Genomic DNA, 19,897 nt, shown 5'->3' with positions numbered 1-19,897 from the left:
TCAACGTCCTTCGGTTTCAGGGGGAGTGCCCGGCGTGTCGCGGACGCTGCGGGCACCATTCAGCCAGGCGGTGGCCACCTCGGGCCGACCGGGTTCCACGGGTGCCGCGGTGGCGGCGTGGCGGCGGGAGGGCGGCGCGGACCGCCGGCGGACCGTGAGTCCGCTCACCGTGGTCGAGGGCTTCGACTGCTCCGGTTCGGCCGCCTGCTCCGAGGCGGCGGCAGGGGCCGGAACCGGCGCGTCGGCGGCGGCCGGCGGGGCGACCGCGGCCGGCGGGACGAGGAGGGCCGGGGCGGCAGGGGAAGCGGACCCGGTGACCGGATTCGGCACGGCGACCGCGGCCGGCCGGCGACGCGGCGCGGGCGGGGTGGCCGGGACGGCGGGCTGCGGGGCGGGAGGTGCGGTGAGCAGCTTCTGCGGCAGGACGATGAAGGCGCGGGTACCGCCGTACACGTTGGGGGCCGTCACCTCGACGCGGTATCCGTAGGACGCGGCGAGGACACCGGCCACCCGCAGGCCGGTCTGCGGGTAGGCACCCAGTTTCGTGATGTCGTCCCGCTCCTCGCCGGACATCACCCGGCGGGCCCACTCCAGCCGCTCGTCCTCCATGCGCAGCCCCGCATCGTCCACGATCAGGAAGACCGCGTCGTTGCCGTGCTCCAGGGAGACGTGCACCCGGGTGTTGGGCGCCGAATAGCGCAGGGCGTTGTCCAGCAGAATCGCCAGCGTGTGGATCACCGCTTCCACGGCCCGGCTCTCCACCGCGAAGGTGTTCATGTCCGCGTGCTGCACCCGCTGGAAGCCCTCGACCCGGCCCATCGCGGAGCGCACGATCTCGCCGAGCACGGTCACCGGATGGCGCCGGGAGAGCTTGTCGCCGGCCAGCACCGCGTACCCGCTGGCCGTCAGCAGCATCTGCTGGGCCAGGTGGTCGATCTCGACCAGGGTCTCGTAAGCGTCGTCCGAGACGTGCTGACGTACGCCGGCACTGACCTTGGTGCCCAGTTTCGACGCCCGGTGGACCGTGCCCGCGGCGAAGGACCGCACCGCCGCCCGCGCGACGTCGACGGCCTCCTTGCGTACGTGGGCGGCCTGTTCGTCGGCTTCGCGGCGGACCAGTGCCACGTGTTCCTCGGCCGTCCGCACGGCCTCGGTGACGGCGAGGGAGAACTGTCCGGCCAGCGCTCCGACGGCCTCGGCGACGGGGCTGCCCGCCAGCTGCGGCGGAACGGCCATGTCGGTGCCGCCTGCCGGACCCGCTCCGGCCCGGCCGCCGGGGACCGGGACGGCGGTGGTCGCCAGGTGCCTCACGAAGTACTCGGTCATCTGTATCTGGCGGGTGAGCCGCTCGGAGTGCTCGTGCAGCTGGCCGGCCCGTTGTTCCGCCCGGCGTGCCGAGCGGCGGAACCGGACCGCCAGCACCGAAACGGCCACTGCCAGCAGCGCGAGAACCAGCGTAAGCGCGAGCATCAGACCCCCGGGATCGTGGCGGAAACGGCTGCGTGGCCGGAGCCCCGGCGGCGGAGCCGGCCGGCCCGGACGTCGTCACGGCCGGGCACTCTGGCCTGCGTGCCGCCGGTCAGGAGGAGCTGCTCGATACGCGGGAGATGGCGTTTCATGATGTCCGTACTCCGTAGTGCCGGGTTTACCGGGTCTGTGGGCAGGGGCCGTCGGGACGGCCCGCGGGTGGCGTGGTGCCGGCGCGCGTCCCGGTGGCCCGCTTCCCCGCACTCGCGGCCGTCGTGAGCCGTCCGGACTCCGCGCCCCGAAGGTCCGGGGGCCGCGGACAGGCGGCAGCGGCGGGAGGTGCGGCGCGCCCGTGCGGCGGCCGGGGGCACCACAGGCTCCGCGGGGTGCGATCGGCCGGCCTCCGGCGAGCTCGCGGGACCGCGCGGCGGTGAGCCGCTGCGCGGTCGCTCGTAGGGTGGCCCATCGCGGAAATCCTTGTGGTGAAGACAATCGACACCAGATCACTCGAACGAATCCCAAGTGGCCTGTGTTTCTAACGAGGTTTCTGCCCGGCTTGGAGTATGGACCTGGATCTCTCCCGGTGTAACGCTCACCCCGTAAGTGTCCGCATGGGCGTTGCGTACGCGGGCGCGGCGGCAGCGGAATTCCGGTGCCGCACGGTAACTTCCTTGTGGCTGATACGCGTCGGCGGGGAGATCCGGGGCGGCATGTCCAGGGGGGTAGTGCCATGACCGAAGGGCTGACGGTGCCGGCCGGGGCCGCGGAGCCCTTCGCCGGAACGGGTCCGGTGACCCGACGTCGCCAGCTGGGGGTCCGGCTGCTCGCCCTGCGCGATACCTGCGGACTGTCGGCCGAGGAGGCCGGCGAGCGCGCCGGGGTGTCGAAGGCGACCGTCAGCCGGTACGAGCGGGCCAAGGGGAACGTGCGATGGAACCAGGTCGACCAGCTCTGCCGCGCGTACGGTGCCTCCGACGAGGAACGCCATCTCCTCGTCGAACTGGCCAAGAACAGCAGGGACAACGAGGTCTGGTGGATCCCGTTCGCCGGGAAGCTGCCCGATCGGATGCGGATGCTGCTGGCCCTGGAGAACGAGGCGCCGCGCATCAGCCACCACACCGTGGGAGTGGTGCCCGGCCTGCTCCAGACACCGAGCTACGCCCAGGAGATCAAGGCCACCCCGGGAAGCACCCTTCCACCGCAGGAGTCGCAGGAGTTCCTGAGGATGCGCATGCAGCGGCAGCGGATTCTGGACCGTGCGGCGCCGCCGGAGTACCACGTCGTGCTGGACGAAGCGGTGGTCCGGCGCAGGGTCGGGAGCGGTGAGGTCATGTCCGCTCAGCTCGACCACCTGATCGCCAGGGGGCGTCAGCCGAACATCAGCATCCAGGTGCTGCCGTTCTCGTCGGGGGCGTACAGCGCGGCGCTCAGTACGTTCATCCTCTTCGGTTGCCCCGACCCTTCCCTGGACGTCGTCTTTCTGGAGAATCAGACCGGCTCCCTGTTCCTGGAGGAACCCCCGGTGCTGAAGCGCTACACCGAGGCCATGGCCTTCCTGCGTCAGGAGGCACTCGACACGACCGCCTCCGCCGAACTGATCGCCGAGGCGAGCAGGGCGCACCGGCGGAGTGGGAAGTAGCGGGGAACCGCGCACGGCACGACAGATCCGGCCAGATTTCTTCAGGAGCGGCTACAGCGCCAGGGCCGACGGCGAGGCCGTCGAGTGCGCGGAACGGCGGCACGCGCTCCTCATGTGCGACTCGAAGACGGCCGACGGTGCCGTCCTCGGCTTCACGCGCCTGGCGTGGGGGGAGTTCACCGCATCCCCGCGCGGCGACGGCCCCGGACCCCGCTGACCTGCCCCGACCCGGCGGGGCGAGTCCGTAGTCCAACGCCCCTGCCGGTCCCGCCGGTTGCCTCGTTCTGTCCGGAAACACCTTGTGCGGTCGCCTGGTTACAGTATTCAGTCCGGGGAGGACATGGCCGGGGCGGAGAAAGCAGCATCGGCCGATGACGATGCAGACAGTCCGCGGCCGCGACAGCTGTCCGCATCAAGGCGCCGATGGAAGAGGAAATGCCGCAGAAGCCGAAGTGCCTGGACGACACCAAGTCCGCACGCGCCTGGTGGGGCAAGGAGCTCCGCAACTGGCGGAACGTCAGATCGCTGTCCTCCAAGGAGCTGGGGAAGAGAGTCCACCTCAGCGGCACGATGATCGAGCGCATCGAGAAGGACGAGCGCCTGTGCGACGCCGGGCTGGCCCGAAGGCTCGACGACGCCCTGGATGCCGGCGGGGCGCTGCGGAGACTGTGGCGTCTGGTCGAGGAAGAGGCCGCCGGGCACTCCGGTGATGCGGACAGCCCGACTCCGGCCCGACTGCCGGCCGGGGAGGCCGCGCAGCTCAAGTGGGTGCTCGACGAACATCCGCCGGGCCTCATCGACCTGGGACGGGCCGAACCCCCCACCGTTGTCCGCCCCGAGGACATCGCCCAGATACTCGACGCCGCCACGGTCATCACCGAGTGGGACAACCTCTACGGGGGCGGTGGCATCGTGCGCAGCTCCCTCTACGGCCAACTGCGCTGGGCGCGGGGCCTGCTCGTCGCCCAGTACCCACCCGCGCTGGAGGCGGACCTGTTCGCCGCGGTCGGGCGCCTGTCCATCGTGATGGGGGCGAGCGCCTTCGACGCGTACGAGCACGAGGACGCGACCCGGCTCCTGCGCTTCGGCCGCTGGTGTGCCGAACGGGCCGATGACTGGCACCTGAGGGCCGCCGCCCTCAACTGGCTGGCCCGGCAATCCATTTGTTGCGGCATGCCGGACGAGGGACTCACCCACGCGGAGGACGGGCTGTTGCGCGCGGACCGACTCACCCCCCGCGAACAGGCGATGCTGCACAACGCCCGTGCCAGGGCATGGGCGAAGCTGGGGCGCCCCGGCCAGGCCCTGGCTGCCATCGGCAGGTCCGACGAGGTCTTCGGCCCGGCCAAGAGGGACGAGGACACGGTCTGGATGAGCTTCTACGACGACGCCCAGCACCACGGCGACACCGGGCACGCCGCCTTCGATCTGGCACTGCTCTCCGGGCAGTCGTCCGGGGTGGCAACGGCCAGACTCACCAAGGCGGTTGACGGGTACAGCGATGTCTATGTGCGCTCGCGCGCCCTCTCCGGAACGAAGCTCGCCACGCTGATCATGGCGACCGGGGACCCGGGGGAGGCCCTGCCGGTGGCCCACCGGGCCCTGGACGAGGTGGGGCGCCTGCGCTCCAGCCGTGCGGTCGAGGACGTGATGAACCTGTCGAAGGAGTGCCGGCGGTACGCCGACGACGCGGCGGTCGCCGCGCTGCGCGAACGGATCGCGTCCACCGTGCGTTTATGACCGTCGCGCACACCCTGCCCGGGTGCGCGCGGCTCACCGGCCGACGGGCCCTGGATAGGATTCCGTCCGTGCCCTGACCTACCCGAACGGCACGACGAGCCCCGGTGCTTGTGGATGTTCGACCGGTCCGGCCGATGTGGCGGAGCCCACGGACGACGACCGGAACACCGAGTGAGTGGAGAAGCCAGTCATGCGTGGAGGCAGCATCGCCGTGGTCGGCGGCAGCATAGCGGGGTGTGCCGCGGCACTGGCCGCGTCGCGCGGGGGAGCCGGCGAGGTCACCGTCTTCGAGCGCGCGAGCGCCGAACTCCGTGACAGGGGAGTGGGCATCGCCCTTCACAGCGACCGCTACGACGAGCTGAGGGACGCCGGGTACGTGGCCCCGGAGATGCCCTGGGCACCGCTGACCCGGCGGGTGTGGAGCGTGCGCGAGGGCGACGCGGAGCACGGCCGGGCCGTCGGCGAGCAGCCGTTTCCCTTTCGCGCCTACAACTGGGGTTCGCTGTGGAGCGAGTTGCGCCGCCGGGTCCCCGAGAGCGTCACCTACCGGTCCGGCGCGGTGGTCACCGCCGTGGAGCCGGAATCCGACGGGGTGACGCTGCGGCTGGCCGACGGATACGAGAAGCGCTTCGACATCGTGATCGGCGGCGACGGCTACCGCTCCGTCGTCCGTGAGGCGATGTTCCCCGGCACCGGGGCCACCTACGCCGGCTACATCGGCTGGCGCGGCACCTCGCCGGACGTCGAGGGCCTCCCCTCGGACGGCCGGTCCGCGCACAACATCGTCTTCCCCGGCGGCCACTGCATGATCTACCGCATCCCGGACGGCGCCGACGGGCACCGGCTGAACTGGGTGCTCTACACCAGGCCCCCGCGGACCGACGCCCTCCAGGACGACCTGCGGACCCCGACCTCGCTGCCGCCGGGCCGTCTGAACGCCGAGCTCACCGCCCATCTGCGTGCCCTGGTGGCCGACAACTTCCCCCCGTACTGGGCGGCCAGGGTCCTGCGCACGCCCGCCGAGACCACTTTCATCCAGCCGATCTACGACCTTGAGGTGCCGCACTACACCGCCGGGCGGATGGTGCTCGTCGGCGACGCGGCGAGCGTCGCCCGGCCGCACATCGGCGCCGGCAGCGTGAAGGCGCTCCAGGACGCCACCGCCCTTGAGGCCGCCTGGGTGGCCGGGGACAGCTGGGAAGAGGTTCTGGAGCGGTACGACTCCGGCCGTGGGGCCGTCGGGGCCGCCATGGTCGCGCTCGCCCGGCGGATGGGCAGCGCGCAGGTCGAGAACACACCGGACTGGTCGGCCATGGAGCAGCCGGAGTTCGACGCGTGGTGGCAGGACCAGAACAGCGGCTCCGACCGGCGCAGTGGCTTCGGCGGCCACAGCCTCAAGGTCAAGTAGGCGCGACACGGCGGGGGCGGTGACCGGCTTCCGGCCCCCGCCCGCGCCACCGCCTCCGTGCCGCCCCCCCGTGCCGTCCTCGCTCAGCGGCCCGTCGGCGCGAGTTCGAGCGCGGCGTGCAGGGCGGTGGCGTCGGTACGGGCGTCCGCGCCGTCCTGCCGCAGCGCCACCCGCCCCGAGGTCAGCACCGTGAGCGTATCGGCGCACTCGGCCGCCCGGTCCGGGCTCGGGGAGACCAGCAGGACGGCGATGCCCTCGCCGGCCAGCGTGGTCACCAGCTCGTGGACCTGACGGACCAGGGCGGGCGCGAGGCCCTCGGTCGGTTCGTCGAGCAGCAGCACGCTGGGGGAGCCGAGCAGCGCGCGGGCCAGGGCCAGCATCTGCTGCTCGCCGCCGGACAGATCCGCCCCCCGGTTGCCCCGGCGCTCGCCCAGCCGGGGCAGCAGTTCCAGAACCCGTGCGGGCGTCCACACACTGGGGCGCCCGGTGTCGCCCCGGCGCGGCGGGCGGTGGGACAGCCGCAGGTGTTCGGCGACGGTGAGGCCCGCGAAGACCCGGCGGCCCTGCGGGACGAGACCGATGCCGGCGCGTGCGATCCGGTGCGCGGGCTGCCCGGTGACCTCCCGGCCGCCCAGCCGTACGGTGCCGGCGTCGGGGCGCATCAGTCCGGCGACGGTGTGCACGAGGGTGGTCTTGCCCGCGCCGTTGTGGCCGACGACGGCGTGGACCGTGCCGGCGGGGACGGACAGGTCGAGACCGTGGAGGACGGTGCCGCCGTGGTAGCCCGCGGTCAGGCCGGTGATTTCGAGCATCGTGGGCCGGATCAGCCTCTCGCGTCGGTGGGGGACGGGCCGGCGACGGCGGTGGTGTGGTAGGCGTCGCGGACCTCGGGGTGGGCGAGCGCCTCCCCGGTCGGGCCGGTGACCAGGACCCGCCCGGCGGCCAGCACGGTGACCGACGTGGCGAGCTGGGCGACGACTTCGACATGGTGCTCGACCAGGATGATCGCCACACTGTCCGGCAGACCGCCGAGGACCGCGAGCAGCCGGCCGATGTCGCCGTCGGTCAGCCCGGCCGCCGGCTCGTCCAGGAGCAGCAGCCGGGGCTCACCGGCCAGCGCGGCGGCGAGGTCCAGCATGCGCCGCCGGCCGTGGGAGAGCGTGCCGGCCGGCCGGTGGGCGAGGTCCGCGAGCCCGACCGTCTCCAGATGGCGGGCCGCGGACTCCTCGTGCAGCCGGTAGCGCGACGGGCTGCGCCAGGCGCCCCGGCGCTCGGGGTGGTGCGGCCAGCCCGCCAGGACGACGTTGTCCAGCACCGTCAGTTCGGAGATCACCGACGGCTGCTGGAAGCTGCGGGCGATACCGAGCCGGCTGCGCTTCGCGGTGGCCGTCCGGGTGATGTCCTTACCGTTCAGCGCGATGGTGCCACGGTCGGGCCGGTCGGTGCCCGCGATCAGGTTGAGCAGGGTGGTCTTGCCGGCGCCGTTGGGGCCGATGACGGCGTGCCGGGCGCCCGCGGGGAGCCGCAGGCTGACGTCGTCGACGGCGGTGAGGCTGCCGTAGCGGCGGGTGAGGTGGCCGAGGTCCAGTACGGGCGGTGCCGGGGCCTCGGCGTGCGCGGGGGTCATGAGGCGGCCTTCCCGGTGGGCAGGGGCAGGGGTGCGGCCGGGCGCGGAGTGCCGCGCAGACCGGCCAGGCCGCGCGGCAGCAGGTACACGACGGCGATGAACAGCGCCCCGAGCAGCAGCGGCCCGTGTCCGGGCCAGGAACCGGCGACCCAGTCCCGGGTGAAGACGATGAGCCCGGCGCCCAGCAGGGCGCCGATCACGGACGTCGTGCCGCCGATGACGACCGCCAGCAGCGCGAACGCGGCGATCTCGAAGCCGACGTCCGCCGGGGAGAGGTACTGCTGCACGCTGACCATCAGCGAGCCGCCGACCCCGGCCAGCGCACCGGCGCAGACGTGCGCCACCAGCAGGTAGCGCCCCACCGGATGGCCGGAGGCACGCATCCGCGCCTCGGCGCCCCGGGTGCCGGTCAGCAGCTTCCCGGCCGGGGAGCGCAGCACCAGCAGGGTGACGGCGACGGCGACGGCGGAGACGACGAGCGCGTAGGTGTAGAGCTCGCTCTCGTCGGTCATGCCCTCGCCGCCCCACAGCGCCTGGGTGGACGGGAAGCCGACGAGGCCGTCGGCGCCACCGGTGACGGACTTGAACTGGTTGATGACCGCACTGGCCAGCTCACCGACCGCGAGCGTGATCATCAGCACGGTGGTGCCGCGGGCCCGGATCACGGCGGGTCCGGTCACCGCCGAGAAGACCGCCGCGGCGAGCGCCGAGAGGACGATCTGCACGGGGCCCACCGTCCACCCCGCGTCCGCGAGGTTCGCGGTGGCGTAGGCGCCCACGGCGAAGGGCGCGGTCTGCCCGAGGGTGGGCAGTCCGGAGTAGCCGGTGAGGATGGTGACACTGACCGCGAGGAGGCCCAGAGCCAGGGCGGAACCGGCCAGCGAGATGCTGTACGAGTCGAGCATCCCCGGCAGCGCGATCAGCAGCCCGGACAGCACGAGCAGCGGTGCGGTCCGCCGCCAAGCGGTCCCGCGCGCCGGCCCGGAGGGCCCCGACGCGGTGGCGGTGAGGACCGTGCTCCGGCGCGCCCTCAGCCGCGCGGTGAGGCGCGCCCGGAGCCGGGCGACCGGTTCCGGGCCCTGCGGGCCGTGCGACGCCGCCGGCTCCACGAAGCGGGAGCGGAACACCAGCACCGCCGCCATCGCGGCGAAGAGCAGGTACGGCGCCAGCTCCGGCAGCACCGAGACGCCCAGCGTCTGCACCTCGCCCACGACGACCGCGGCGGCGATCGTCGCCCACAGCGAGCGCAGCCCGCCGAGGACGACGACCACGAGCGACAGCATGAGCACGTTCTCGGAGGTTCCGGGCCCCGGACCGATGATCGGTGCCCCGAGCACGCCCGCGGCACCGGCCAGCGCCCCGGCCGCCGCGAGGACGCCGGTGTGCACCGCCCGGGGGCTGCGGCCGGTCGCGGCGAGCATCTGCGGATCGTCGGCACAGGCCCGTGCCGCCGCCCCGGCGCGGGTCCGGGTCAGCACCCACGTGCCGAACGCGGCCAGCAGCAGGGCCATCGCGATGAAGCAGAGCCGGTACGCGGGGTACCGGTGGCCCAGCAGCCGCACCGAGGTGTCCAGTGCCTCGGGTACGCGCACCGGGAGTTCGTCCGCCCCGAAGAGCTGGATGAGCAGATCACCGCCGACGAGTGCGATCCCGAAGGTCAGCAGTGCCTGAGCGAGATGCCCACGACGGGCGAGCGGAACGGTGGCCGCGGACAGCCCCGCCCCCGCCAGCGCCGCCGCCGCGGTTCCGGCGGCCAGCCCGAGGACGAGGCCGCCCCAGGTTCCGTCGCTCAGCTCGGCGCCCGTGTAGGCGCCGATCGCGTACAGCGTGCCGTGCGACAGGTTGAGCACGCCCGCGGTGCCGAACGCGAGACTCAGGCCGGCGGAGACCACGAACAGCAGCAGCCCGTAGGCCACGCCGTCCACCGCCGGCACGAGGTGGGCATCGAGAAGCTCCATGTCAGCCGCCGAGCGTCGCCAGGTCCTGGACCATGACGTTGGCCAGCTGGTTGCCGTCCGGCCGTACCTGGCGCAGGTACCAGGTCTGCACCGGCGAGTGTGCCTTGTCGCTGAACTCCCAGGCGCCGCGCGGACTGTCGATCTGGCCCAGTCCGGAGATGGCCTTGTTGATGGTCTCCGACGTCACGTCACCGTCCTTCGCGGCGTCGGCGATCGCCTTGTCCAGCACGGCGGCCGCGTCGTAGGACGACATCGCGTACGTGGTCGGCTGGGTGTCGTACTGGGCCGTCCAGTCGGCGGCGAACGTGCGATTGGCGGCGTTGTCGAGGTCGGGGGCGTAGTTCAGGACCGAGTAGATGTCCTTCGCCGCCTTGCCCTGGGCCTGGAGGACGCTGCCCTCGGTGACGAACGCCGTGTACAGCGGCAGATCGGCGATGTCGGACTGCGCGTACTGCTTGGCGAAGTCGATCGCGGCCTTGCCCGCGTAGAAGCAGTACACCGCCTTGGCGTCGGTCTTGGCGATGTCGGCGAAGTACGGCATGAAGTTCGTCGTCTTCGGGAACGGCGTCCAGGTGGTCTTGCCGCCGGGGTTGGCGAGCTTTCCCTTGATCCGCTCGAACTCCTTGGTGAAGCCGCGCAGTTCGTCGTAGCCGCCCTGGTAGTCCGGTCCGATCGCGTAGACCGGGCCGTTCACCTTCTCCTTGACGTACGGGGCGATGGCCTTGCCCGGTTCGTCGGACATGAAGCTCGTCGTCCACACGTACGTGAGGTCCTTGACCGGCGGGCGGGCGTTCGATCCCAGGAACGGGATCTTGGCCTGGTCGACCAGTGGCAGCACCGCGTTGACCGAGCCGCCGCTCACGAGGCCCGTCAGTACGTCGACCTTGTCCTTCTTGACCAGCTTGGTGGCGGCGGGGACGGCGGTCGGGGGGCCGTCGCCCTCGTCCGCCACGACGAGCTCGACCTTGCGCCCGCCCAGCTTGTTGTCATGCGTCTTCAGATAGAGCTCGAAGCCGGCCCGCAGGTCCGTGCCGACCGGCTTGTAGGTGCCGGACAGGGAGGCCACCAGGCCGACCTTCACCGTGTCGCCGCCGGCGCCGCTGTCGCTGCTGCACCCGCTGACGGCTGCCAGGCCGAGGGCGAGGGCGGCAGCGCCCACCGGCCGGAATCTGCGGTGACGCGGGCTGGATATGTCGAAGAACATGAGGGCTCTCATCGCGAGGAATGGGCAGAACGGGCCGACTCGGCCGCCGGGCGGCGGGGACGGGCCGGTGGCGGTCGGGGGACCGCCGGCACTCAGTTGGTGGGCGAGACGCCCGGGGCGCGGACGAGGGGAGACAGCGCGTCGCCGACCTGGTTGATCAGTTCGGACATCATGTAGCTGACCTCGCCGATGTCCGCGTCCCTGGTGGTGGTCACCAGGAGCGAGGCGCCGCTGGAGACGGCCATCGAGAACATGTAGCCGCCCTCCATCGCGGTGAGGCTGTGCTCGACGGGGTCGGTGTTCGTCAACTGGGCTGCGGCGGACAGCAGGTTGACGACGCCCGAGGCGATGGCCGCCAGCCGGTCGGCGTCGTCACGCTCCACACCGGTGTAGGCCAGTGCGAGTCCGTCCACGGACACGGCTATCGCCTGGGTGACCTCCGGAATGCGTCCGGCGAAGTCGCTCAGGATCCAGCTCAGGTCGGTGGGTGAGGTCATTTCTTGGTCCGTTCGGTGTTGTCGTCGGTGGCGGGACGCCCACGGGTGTTCGTGCTCCGGTTGATCCCCTGGGCGTAGGCCGCGAGGACGTCGGAGACCTGCCGGGAGTCCCGGCGGCGGGGCGCCGGCCGCGGTGTGGCGGCGCCGGACCGCTGATCGGTGCCGCCCCGCTTGCCCGGGCCGGGCCACTGCTGGGGCGTGTTGCGCTGCCTCAGCGGCAGACCCGAGGAGCTGACCCCGGCCACGCGTGAGACGGGTTCGTCATGCCCGGGATGCGGAGCCGCGGTGGTGGCGCGCTCCCGCCCGCCGGTGCCGGAGCCCGCGCCGTGGGCGCCGCCGGACGGGGCCTCCCTGCCGCCCGGAGGAACGGGCCTCGCCCTGCCCGCGGGAGCACCGCCCGCCCGGCCGCCGGCCCCCGCGCCCACCGGCCGGGCCGGCCGCCCGGCCACGTCACCCGGCTGCCTGCGGACGGGCTGTCCATGTGCCGTGACGGGGCGGGGCGCCTCGTAGCGGACATCGTTGCCACGTTCCTCGCCGGGTGCGCCCGGCGAGGTCTCCTGCGGGATCTCGGTCAGCACGTTGGCCGGCAGGGTGACCTCGGCGATGGTGCCGGGGCCGGAGGAGTCGCGCAGCTCGACCACGATGCCGTGGCGTGCCGAGAGCCGGGCCACCACGTGCAGACCCATGGAGCGGACGTCCCCGATACCCGAGCGCGGCTCGCGCAGCGCGGCGTTGTGGACGGCGCGGCGTTCGGGTGTGATCCCCACTCCCTCGTCGACGATCTGCACGACGACCCGGTCCCACAGCCGCCACACGGCGACCCCGACCTGCGCGTCGGGAGGCGAGAACCGGGTCGCGTTGTCGAGGAGTTCCGCCAGGATGTGCGCCACGTCGTGCACGGCACGGGCGGCGATGCCGATGCCCGATTCAATGACGCCGAGGGACACGCGGTCGAAGCGCTCGATCTGCTGGGCCGCCGCCACGATGACCGTGGAGCAGCCGATGTCGGCAGAACGCACCCGGGCGTTACCGTAACCGCCCAGCACCAGCAGGTTGTTGGTGTTGCGCTCCATGCGGATGGCGAGGTGGTCGAGGGCGAACAGCGTCTGCATGCGGTCGGGGTCCGCCTCGTCGCGCTGGACCGCGTCGAGCTCGGACACCATGACGCTGGTCAGCTGTGCGCCCCTGCGGGCGACCCGGACCAGGGTCTCGGCGAACTGCTCGTGCACCCGGGCCTGTTGTGCGGCCAGCCGGACGGCCTCGTGGTGGACGGCGTTGAACGCCTCGCCGACCTCGCCGATCTCGTCCCCGCCCGTGGTCCCGACCGGGTTACCGGACCGCTCCGCGATCTGTTCGGGTGTGGAGCCGCTCAGTCCGCCCGGCCGGGACAACTCGCTCATCACGGCGGGGAGTCCGGTGTGGGCGACCTCGTGGGCGGCGTTGCGCAGATCGCGCAGCCGCCGGATCATGACGCGCCCCAGGCGGACGGCGAGGACGACGGCGCCCACGAGGGTCAGCAGCACCAGGGCGACCTCGGCGGCCGCGATCCACATCAGGCGGGTGCGCTCCTGGGAGACCGTCACGATGACGGAGGCGTCGATCCTCTTCTCCACCGAGCGCAGCAGCGTCTGACGGTCATCGGAGGCCTTCTGCCACGCCTGCGCGGGGACGTGGATGCTCCCGCTGGTCCCTGTCCGCCCGATCCTGTCCTCCAACTGCCGGGCGGCCAGGGCCTTCGGGCCGGAGAGAGTGCGCTCCAGCCAGGTCCGCCACTCGGTGGGACCGAGGCCGAACATGACACCGGTCGACTCCGTGTAGCCCAGCCGGCTGGCGTCGAATGTCCGCTGCGAGGCGATGGTGAATCCGCCCGCGGCCTGCGCTCTCATCACGGTGACCTGCTGCTGGGCCGTGTGCTCCGCGGCCTCGGACAGGGCGGCTGCGGCGCGGATGCGGTCCGCGATGTCGGCGTCGACTCCGTCGGCCAGGGCGATCCCGTCGCGGTAGCCGTTGAGGTCGGCGATGACGATCCGGTAGCCGAAGGCGAGCGCGGAGATGGTGCTGCTGCCCGAGCGCACCTGGGCACGCAGGGCCGGCAGTTCATCCGTGAAGCGCTGGATACGGGTCAGCGCGGTCTGCGCGCCGGCGGGTACCTCGGACAGCTGGGAGGTGCTGCTGTTGAAGGCGGCGATGCTCTTGTCTGTCGCGTTGGAACTCGTGAGGAAGGCGTCAGGAGTCCCCTGTTTGGAGACCAACGCGGTGGCGGTGGCGCGCTCGCGCTGCAGCTGGTGCGTCAGATCGCCCGCGGCGGCGGCGACGTCCACCATCTTCGTCAGTCGGTCGGCCTGGAGGGCCTGACTGGTCGCGGGTGCGAGGGCGAGAACCGAGAAGGTGACCGCAACCGTCAGGGGTGCGGTCACGAGCAGGACGAGACGACGATTGATTTTCACTGCACGGCTCCATCACCGGAACCGGCGCTGAGTATCGGTGACACACAGATACCTGTTAACGGGGTGTGGGGGTGTCGGTACGGACATGGGTGCATCGTGTGCACCGTTGCAGATGGGACAGGAGGGGCGTGCGGGACCCCGGTGGCGCGGCTTGATCCTATGCCGTGCCACGCAATGACCGATGCGTAGATCGGTGAAAGTCTGCGCTCAGGAAGCGATGTTGAACCGATCCAACCCGATCGACATTGCTCAGGAAGAGGGGCCACCGGGGGTAAGCGGAACCACCGAGATTTCTCGACGGGGACACCGTGACCAGCACGGGATATGCACGTGACGAAGCGTCAAATGTCGATGCGGAACGTATGCGTGCCGAGTCTCACCCGGTGCCGATCGGCTCGGGCGGGGTTCCGGGTCTCCGTTGCGGAAAGGTTAGATCCGGTGAGCGGTGGTGACCGTTTCGGACAGCCCGCTGTCCCTCGGCGCGTGTCGCGGACCGGTGGCCGGCACCGGGTGGCGCCCGCGAAGCGCAAGTCCCGTACGGCAAAGGCCTGGTGTGGATGCGCCGCATGGTGTCACGCATCGTGAGCGATGCCGTGCGCGCCCGGAGTGACCCCGCTCAGCGGGTACGCCGGGCGCGCTCGCCGGACGATCGCTGCCGGGCTCCGTCACCCCGGTGGGGCGGCGGAGCCCGGCGAGGCGGTGGCCCTACGGCTTGCGGCCCACCGCCACGTATCCCGCGCTGATGATGTCGTCCTGGCCGGGGACCGGTTCGCCGAGCTCGGGGTGCCATGCCTCGGCGGCCACGATGCCGGGCTCGACGATCTCCAGTCCGTCGAAGAAGGCGGCGAACTGCTGACGGTTGCGCGGGGCCAGCGTGAGGGTGTTGGCCTTGTACATCTCGTCGACCTTCCGGGCCTCCTCCGGGTGGAAGTCGGCGGTGAGGTGCGAGATCACCATGTGGCTGCCCGGCGCCAGGACGTCGCAGAGCCTGCTGGTCAGCTCGTAGGCGCCGTCCTCGTCACTCACGAAGTGCAGGAGCGAGATCAGTGAGAGCGCGACCGGCTCATTGAAGTCCAGTGTCTTGCCCGCGTGTTGGAGGATGGCGTCCACGTCGCGGGCGTCGGCCTGCACGTAGTCGATCGCGCCCTGCGGGGTGCCGCTCAGCAGGGCTTCGGCGTGGGCCAGCACGATCGGGTCGTTATCGCAGTAGACGACCCGGGTGGCGGGCTCCGAACTCTGGGCCACCTGGTGCAGGTTGGGCTCTGTGGGTATCCCCGTACCGATGTCGAGGAACTGCCGGATGCCCTGGCTCGAGAGCCAGCGGGTGGCGCGATGCATGAACGCCCGGTTCACCTTCGCCATCACCGGGATGCTCGGTTCGAGTGCGAGCATCTGGCGTCCCATCGCCTCGTCCACCGGGTAGTTGTCCTTGCCGCCGAGGAACCAGTCGTACATCCGTGCGGGATGCGGCTTGCTGGTGTCGATGTGCAGCGAGGTGGCGTCGTTGCCCGGCAGGGACATGGTGAACTCCAGAGTGCGTGAGGCGTTGGGCGATCAGCTGGCCCCAAGAATAGGCAACGCACGCGCCGGGGAAGCCCGGTTGACCTCCGCGCCCGGTCCCGCCGCCGCACCCGGAATGGTTACCGCAGCGTAACTTACTGATGGGTTACCTCCGGTAAGTTCCGCTGCTAGCTTGCGCTCACCCGTATATCGGAGCAGAGCGAGGAGTGAGCTGTGAGCCGCAAGAGCACCCGTTCGCGTTCCATCTTCAGGGCCGCGGAGCCGGTCACGTCCCAAGGCCGTACGCGACGTGCCGGCGCCGCACGCGGGCTGGCCGTCGCCGTGACGGCGGCCGCCTGCGCGATCACCTGCGCCGTACCCGCCACGGCCGCCGACGGGGCGCAGCCCGTGGTGTCCCGGGGCGTGACGATCCCCGACTTCTACACCCCGCCCACCGAACTGCCCTCAGGCAATGGCGCGTTGATCCGGCATGAGCCGCTCCCCCTGGGTCTGGCCATCCCGGGCCTCGACGGCCGCCCGATGCCCGGGACGGCCACCCGGCTGATGTACAGGTCGACGGATTCCAACGGGCAGCCGGTCGCGGTGACCGGCGCCTACATCGAGCCGTCCGCCGCCTGGAAGCGCGGAGGTCCCCGGCCGCTGGTGGCGGTGGCCGCGGGCACGATGGGCCAGGGCGACCAGTGCGCCCCCTCGATGGCGCTCCAGTACCCGCTGACCCTGAACGGCGAGACGGTGTCGGTCGGTTACGAGGCACTGGCCATCTACCGTCTGCTCGCGGCCGGTACCGCGGTCGTCGTCACCGACTACGTCGGACTCGGTGCGACCGACCGGCTGCACACCTACGTCAACCGGGTCGACGAGGGCCACGCACTGCTGGACGCCGCCCGCGCCGCGCACGCCGTGCCCGGGGCGTCCATCACGACCGGCTCGCGCACGGGCCTGTACGGATACAGCCAGGGCGGCGGGGCCAGCGCCTCGGCCGCCGAGCTGCAGCCCTCCTACGCGCCCGACGTCGAACTGTCCGGCACCTACTCGGGGGCGCCGCCCGCGGATCTGACCGCCGTCATGAAGGGCATCGACGGCAGCGCCCTCGCCGGTGCGCTGGCCTGGTCGATCAACGGCTTCGCCCAGGCCGACACCGACGTCCGGGACGTCGTCGAGGCCAACATCAACGCCGCGGGCAAGGCGGCCCTGAAGGACGCCTCGACCATGTGCGTGGGCGACGCGATCCTCGGCTACGGCTTCGCCAAGAGCGGTAAGTGGACCAACAGCGGCGCGTCCATAGGCGACGTCATCGCTGCCGAGCCCCGCGCGCAGGCCGCCCTCGACAAGCAGCGCATCGGCAACCTCAGGCCGGCCGGACCGGTGCGCCTGGCGACCGGCGTCCAGGACGACATCGTGCCGCACGGTCAGGCCCGGCAACTGGCCGTGGACTGGTGCCGCAAGGGCGGCAACGTCACGTACGACGCCATCATCCTGCCCAACCTCGGCGACAAGCTCCTCACCAACCACGTGGTCCCGCTCATCACCGATCAGGGCGACGCGATCTCGTGGCTGACCGACCGGCTCGCGGGCCGGCCGGCCGCGTCCAACTGCTGGAGCATGCCGGTCCAGCCCTGACCCGGCCCTCCGCCTGCCCAGGCTCCCGCCCCCACCGGACTGCCGGTCCAGTGGGGGCGGAGTGCCGTCCCGGGTCGGTGAGCATCCCGTTCCGCCGCCCCGGCGACCCGTTTGATGTGCGCCGGCCGCCGGTCCCGGTCGGCTGCCAGTCCGGCCATCCGGCCGTCGCGTTGAGCGCGGCGGGCCGTACCGGGTACCGCACCTCCCGGCCGGCCCGGCCCCCGGAGAGCAGCCCGGCGCCGTCCAGTACCGTGAGGTGTTTGACCACCGCCTGGCGTGAGACGGGGAGCTGTCCGGCGAGCGACGCGAACCCGCCCTCGACGACGCGCAGCCGCGTCCGTCGCCAGGGGCGGCGCGGGAACCGCCGGCCGGCCGCTCCGGCGCTGTGCCTCGGCGCGCGGAAAGCCCGTTGTCCCGGCGGGGCGGCGGGCACGATCATGAGGTCTGTCCTGCCCTTCACTCCTAAGGAGTCGCGCATGTCAGTGCCGGCCGACCCGACAGTGCTCCACCCGATGCCCGGCCAGCCGCGGGTGGTGCAGCTCAGGCCTCTGGTGAAGTCCCCGCTGATCGAGGTGGGGGAGTACTCGTACTACGACGACCCGGACGACCCCACCGCTTTCGAGACGCGCAATGTGCTCTACCACTACGGCCCGGAGAAGCTGGTCATCGGCCGGTTCTGCGCGCTCGGCACCGGGGTGCGGTTCATCATGAACGGCGCCAACCACCGTATGGACGGCCCCTCCACCTTCCCGTTCCCGACCATGGGCGGATCGTGGACGGACCACTTCGACCTGCTGACCGGACTGCCGGGCCGAGGGGACACCGTCGTCGGCCACGACGTCTGGTTCGGCCACGGCGCCACCGTGCTCCCCGGGGTACGCATCGGGCACGGCGCGATCATCGGCACCGGCTCCGTGGTCACCAAGGACGTGCCCGACTACGGGATCGTCGGCGGCAACCCGGCGCGTCTCCTGCGCACCCGCTACAGCGAACGGGACGTCGCCCGGCTGCTCGCGCTGGCTTGGTGGGACTGGCCGGCGGAGCACATCACCGAGCATGTGCGGACCCTGATGTCGGGCAGCGTCGACGAACTGGAAGCCGCGGCCCCGACCGTGTGAACCCGGAGCGTTCCCACCGCCGTCGCGCGGCGGCGGACCGCGACACGCGGAATATCCGTGTGCGGGGAGCGGGGGCGCGGGCTAGGGTTTGCGACATGCACATTGTTCAGATCTACGGCTGACGCCGCCGGGGCAGTGCCCCGCCCGCGTCCGGTATGACCGTTGCGCGCGTCCACGACCCGGTGTCTCCGCCGGGGTGGTCGACGTGCCGGTCAGCCGCGTCCCTTCCGCCGTAGAGCTGAAATGAGTGATCCTTCATGTCCCGTCCCCGCCCTCGCTCCCGCGCGCACATCGCGATGGTCGGCGTCTCCGCCGTCAGCCACGTGCTGCCGAGCCTTGAGGTCATCCGCGAACTGGTGGCCCGCGGCCACCGGGTGACCTACGCCAACGGCCCGATGGTGGCCGACCGGATCGAGGCCACCGGTGCCGAACTGGTCCCGTGCGGGACCGTGCTGCCGGTCGCCGACAACAACTGGCCCGACGACCCCATCGCCGCGATGACCCTCTTCTTCGAGGACGCCGTCCAGGCCCTCCCGCAGCTGCGGGCCTTCTACGACGAGGACCCCGCGGACCTCTACCTGTACGACATCGGCGCGTACGCCGGGCGTGCGCTGGCCGAGTCGCAGAACCGCCCCCTCATGCAGCTGTCCCCGGCCGTCGTCGGCTGGGAGAGCTACGGAGAGGAGGTGGCGGCGAAGCTCTGGAAGCTGCCCGGCGCAGACACGTACCGGGAGGGGTTCAGCCGGTGGCTCACCGAGTGCGGTGCCTCCACCACCGACATGGACGTCTTCTGCAGCCGCCCCGCGAACACCCTCGCCCTGATCCCCCGTGCGATGCAGCCGCACAGCGACGACGTGGACATGAACACGGTGACGTTCGTCGGCTCATGCACCGGATCGCGTGACGGCGAGCAGCCCTGGACGCGTCCCGCGGACGCGGAGCGGGTCCTGCTGATCTCGCTGGGTTCGGCGTACACCGACCGGCCCGAGTTCTACCGCCAGTGCCTGGCCGCGTACGGCGACCTGCCCGGCTGGCACGTGGTGCTCCAGGTCGGCAGGCACACCGACCGGCGCGAGCTCGGTGACATCCCGGCCAACGTCGAAGTGCACTCCTGGGTGCCCCAGCCGGCGATCCTGGAGCAGGCCGACGCCTTCGTGACCCATGCGGGCATGGGCGGCAGTTCGGAGGGGCTCTTCGCCGGTGTCCCGATGATCGCCGTTCCCCAGGGCGTCGATCAGTTCATGAACGCCGACCGGCTCGTGGAGCTCGGCGTGGCCCGCCGTATCGACACGGAGGACGCCACGGCGGATGCGCTGCGGACCGCCCTCATCGAGCTCGTCGACGACCCGGCGGTCGCACGTCGTTCGGCGCGGCTGCGGGCGGAGGCGCGGGCCGAGGGCGGCACCATGAGGGCCGCGGACCTCATCGAGGAGATGCTGGCCTGATCCCACCGCCCGCCGCATGGCGCGGGGCCGCGCGGTGTGTTCACCGTGCGGCCCCGCGCCATTGGTCGTGCGTGTCGTGCGAGGGGTCAGCCCTTGCGGGCGTTGATCTCGTCGGTGAGCTGGGGGACGACGTCGAAGAGATCGCCCACGACGCCGTAGTCGACGAGGTCGAAGATCGGGGCCTCGGCGTCCTTGTTGACCGCGAC

At 71.9% G+C, this 19,897-nt stretch carries 16 protein-coding genes and 1 pseudogene; 7 read left to right on the top strand and 10 right to left on the bottom strand.

Annotated features, from left to right (window positions below; all coding sequences use genetic code 11):
* Positions 1 to 1,470 carry an ATP-binding protein gene (locus ACIP89_RS26290; RefSeq protein WP_401931394.1) on the bottom strand — a complete coding sequence of 490 codons (1,470 nt, stop codon included), beginning with the start codon at positions 1,468 to 1,470 and terminating at the stop codon, positions 1 to 3.
* Complete coding sequence (locus tag ACIP89_RS26285) at positions 1,470 to 1,619, bottom strand: hypothetical protein (RefSeq protein WP_401931396.1); 150 nt, start codon at positions 1,617 to 1,619, stop codon at positions 1,470 to 1,472. The genes ACIP89_RS26290 and ACIP89_RS26285 overlap by 1 nt, the downstream gene beginning before the upstream one ends.
* 578 nt (positions 1,620 to 2,197) lie before the next feature.
* Between ACIP89_RS26285 and ACIP89_RS26280 the strand changes: the two genes are divergently transcribed.
* The 4 genes from ACIP89_RS26280 to ACIP89_RS26265 all read left to right on the top strand — a co-directional run bounded on the left by ACIP89_RS26280 (position 2,198) and on the right by ACIP89_RS26265 (position 6,254).
* Complete coding sequence (locus tag ACIP89_RS26280; protein ID WP_402117092.1) at positions 2,198 to 3,106, top strand: helix-turn-helix domain-containing protein; 909 nt, start codon at positions 2,198 to 2,200, stop codon at positions 3,104 to 3,106.
* Positions 3,096 to 3,323, top strand: a complete 228-nt coding sequence (locus ACIP89_RS26275) for a DUF397 domain-containing protein (RefSeq protein ID WP_401933522.1) — start codon at positions 3,096 to 3,098, stop codon at positions 3,321 to 3,323. Before ACIP89_RS26280 ends, ACIP89_RS26275 begins: the two co-directional genes overlap by 11 nt.
* A 218-nt stretch (positions 3,324 to 3,541) precedes the next feature.
* Complete coding sequence (locus ACIP89_RS26270) at positions 3,542 to 4,846, top strand: helix-turn-helix domain-containing protein (RefSeq protein WP_402117090.1); 1,305 nt, start codon at positions 3,542 to 3,544, stop codon at positions 4,844 to 4,846.
* Positions 4,847 to 5,036: 190 nt separating this feature from the next.
* Complete coding sequence (locus ACIP89_RS26265) at positions 5,037 to 6,254, top strand: FAD-dependent monooxygenase (protein WP_401931403.1); 1,218 nt, start codon at positions 5,037 to 5,039, stop codon at positions 6,252 to 6,254.
* 83 nt (positions 6,255 to 6,337) lie between these two features.
* Here ACIP89_RS26265 and ACIP89_RS26260 read toward each other — a convergent pair whose 3' ends face one another.
* From ACIP89_RS26260 to ACIP89_RS26230, 7 genes are all read right to left on the bottom strand, one after another.
* A complete protein-coding gene (locus tag ACIP89_RS26260; protein WP_401931405.1) occupies positions 6,338 to 7,066 on the bottom strand; it encodes an ABC transporter ATP-binding protein in 729 nt (242 codons plus the stop codon).
* 11 nt (positions 7,067 to 7,077) lie between these two features.
* Positions 7,078 to 7,881: an ABC transporter ATP-binding protein gene (locus ACIP89_RS26255; RefSeq protein ID WP_402117088.1), complete on the bottom strand. Its 804-nt coding sequence runs from the start codon at positions 7,879 to 7,881 to the stop codon at positions 7,078 to 7,080.
* Positions 7,878 to 9,839, bottom strand: a complete 1,962-nt coding sequence (locus tag ACIP89_RS26250) for a branched-chain amino acid ABC transporter permease (protein WP_402117086.1) — start codon at positions 9,837 to 9,839, stop codon at positions 7,878 to 7,880. The genes ACIP89_RS26255 and ACIP89_RS26250 overlap by 4 nt, the downstream gene beginning before the upstream one ends.
* A 1-nt stretch (position 9,840) precedes the next feature.
* Entirely contained in the window at positions 9,841 to 11,043 is a 1,203-nt protein-coding gene (locus ACIP89_RS26245) for an ABC transporter substrate-binding protein (protein WP_401931409.1), read from the bottom strand.
* A 92-nt stretch (positions 11,044 to 11,135) separates the two neighbouring features.
* Positions 11,136 to 11,540 carry a roadblock/LC7 domain-containing protein gene (locus ACIP89_RS26240; protein WP_402117084.1) on the bottom strand — a complete coding sequence of 135 codons (405 nt, stop codon included), beginning with the start codon at positions 11,538 to 11,540 and terminating at the stop codon, positions 11,136 to 11,138.
* Positions 11,537 to 13,987, bottom strand: coding sequence for a nitrate- and nitrite sensing domain-containing protein (locus ACIP89_RS26235; protein ID WP_402117082.1), 2,451 nt, complete (start codon positions 13,985 to 13,987; stop codon positions 11,537 to 11,539). The genes ACIP89_RS26240 and ACIP89_RS26235 overlap by 4 nt, the downstream gene beginning before the upstream one ends.
* A 705-nt stretch (positions 13,988 to 14,692) precedes the next feature.
* The gene (locus ACIP89_RS26230; RefSeq protein WP_401931413.1) at positions 14,693 to 15,508 is read right to left on the bottom strand and encodes an SAM-dependent methyltransferase; all 816 of its coding nucleotides are present in this window, start codon (positions 15,506 to 15,508) and stop codon (positions 14,693 to 14,695) included.
* 243 nt (positions 15,509 to 15,751) lie between these two features.
* Here ACIP89_RS26230 and ACIP89_RS26225 point away from each other — a divergent pair, with 243 nt between their 5' ends.
* The 3 genes from ACIP89_RS26225 to ACIP89_RS26215 all read left to right on the top strand — a co-directional run bounded on the left by ACIP89_RS26225 (position 15,752) and on the right by ACIP89_RS26215 (position 19,691).
* Positions 15,752 to 17,128 carry a lipase family protein gene (locus tag ACIP89_RS26225; RefSeq protein ID WP_402117241.1) on the top strand — a complete coding sequence of 459 codons (1,377 nt, stop codon included), beginning with the start codon at positions 15,752 to 15,754 and terminating at the stop codon, positions 17,126 to 17,128.
* 476 nt (positions 17,129 to 17,604) lie between these two features.
* Positions 17,605 to 18,246 (top strand): CatB-related O-acetyltransferase, encoded by a 642-nt coding sequence (locus tag ACIP89_RS26220; RefSeq protein WP_401931416.1) that lies wholly within the window; start codon positions 17,605 to 17,607, stop codon positions 18,244 to 18,246.
* Between the two features lie 257 nt (positions 18,247 to 18,503).
* On the top strand, positions 18,504 to 19,691 hold the full coding sequence (locus tag ACIP89_RS26215; protein ID WP_402117080.1) for a macrolide family glycosyltransferase: 1,188 nt from the start codon (positions 18,504 to 18,506) through the stop codon (positions 19,689 to 19,691).
* A gap of 86 nt (positions 19,692 to 19,777) precedes the next feature.
* On the opposite strand, the pseudogene ACIP89_RS26210 reads toward ACIP89_RS26215, so the two are convergent.
* A pseudogene (locus ACIP89_RS26210) lies at positions 19,778 to 19,897 on the bottom strand (electron transfer flavoprotein subunit alpha/FixB family protein); the annotation flags it as partial.

Origin of the sequence: Streptomyces sp. NPDC088730, from assembly GCF_044751215.1 — a bacterium.
In the GTDB taxonomy this organism is placed as follows: Bacteria; Actinomycetota; Actinomycetes; order Streptomycetales; family Streptomycetaceae; genus Streptomyces.
This window is presented reverse-complemented; position numbering and strand designations above follow the sequence as displayed.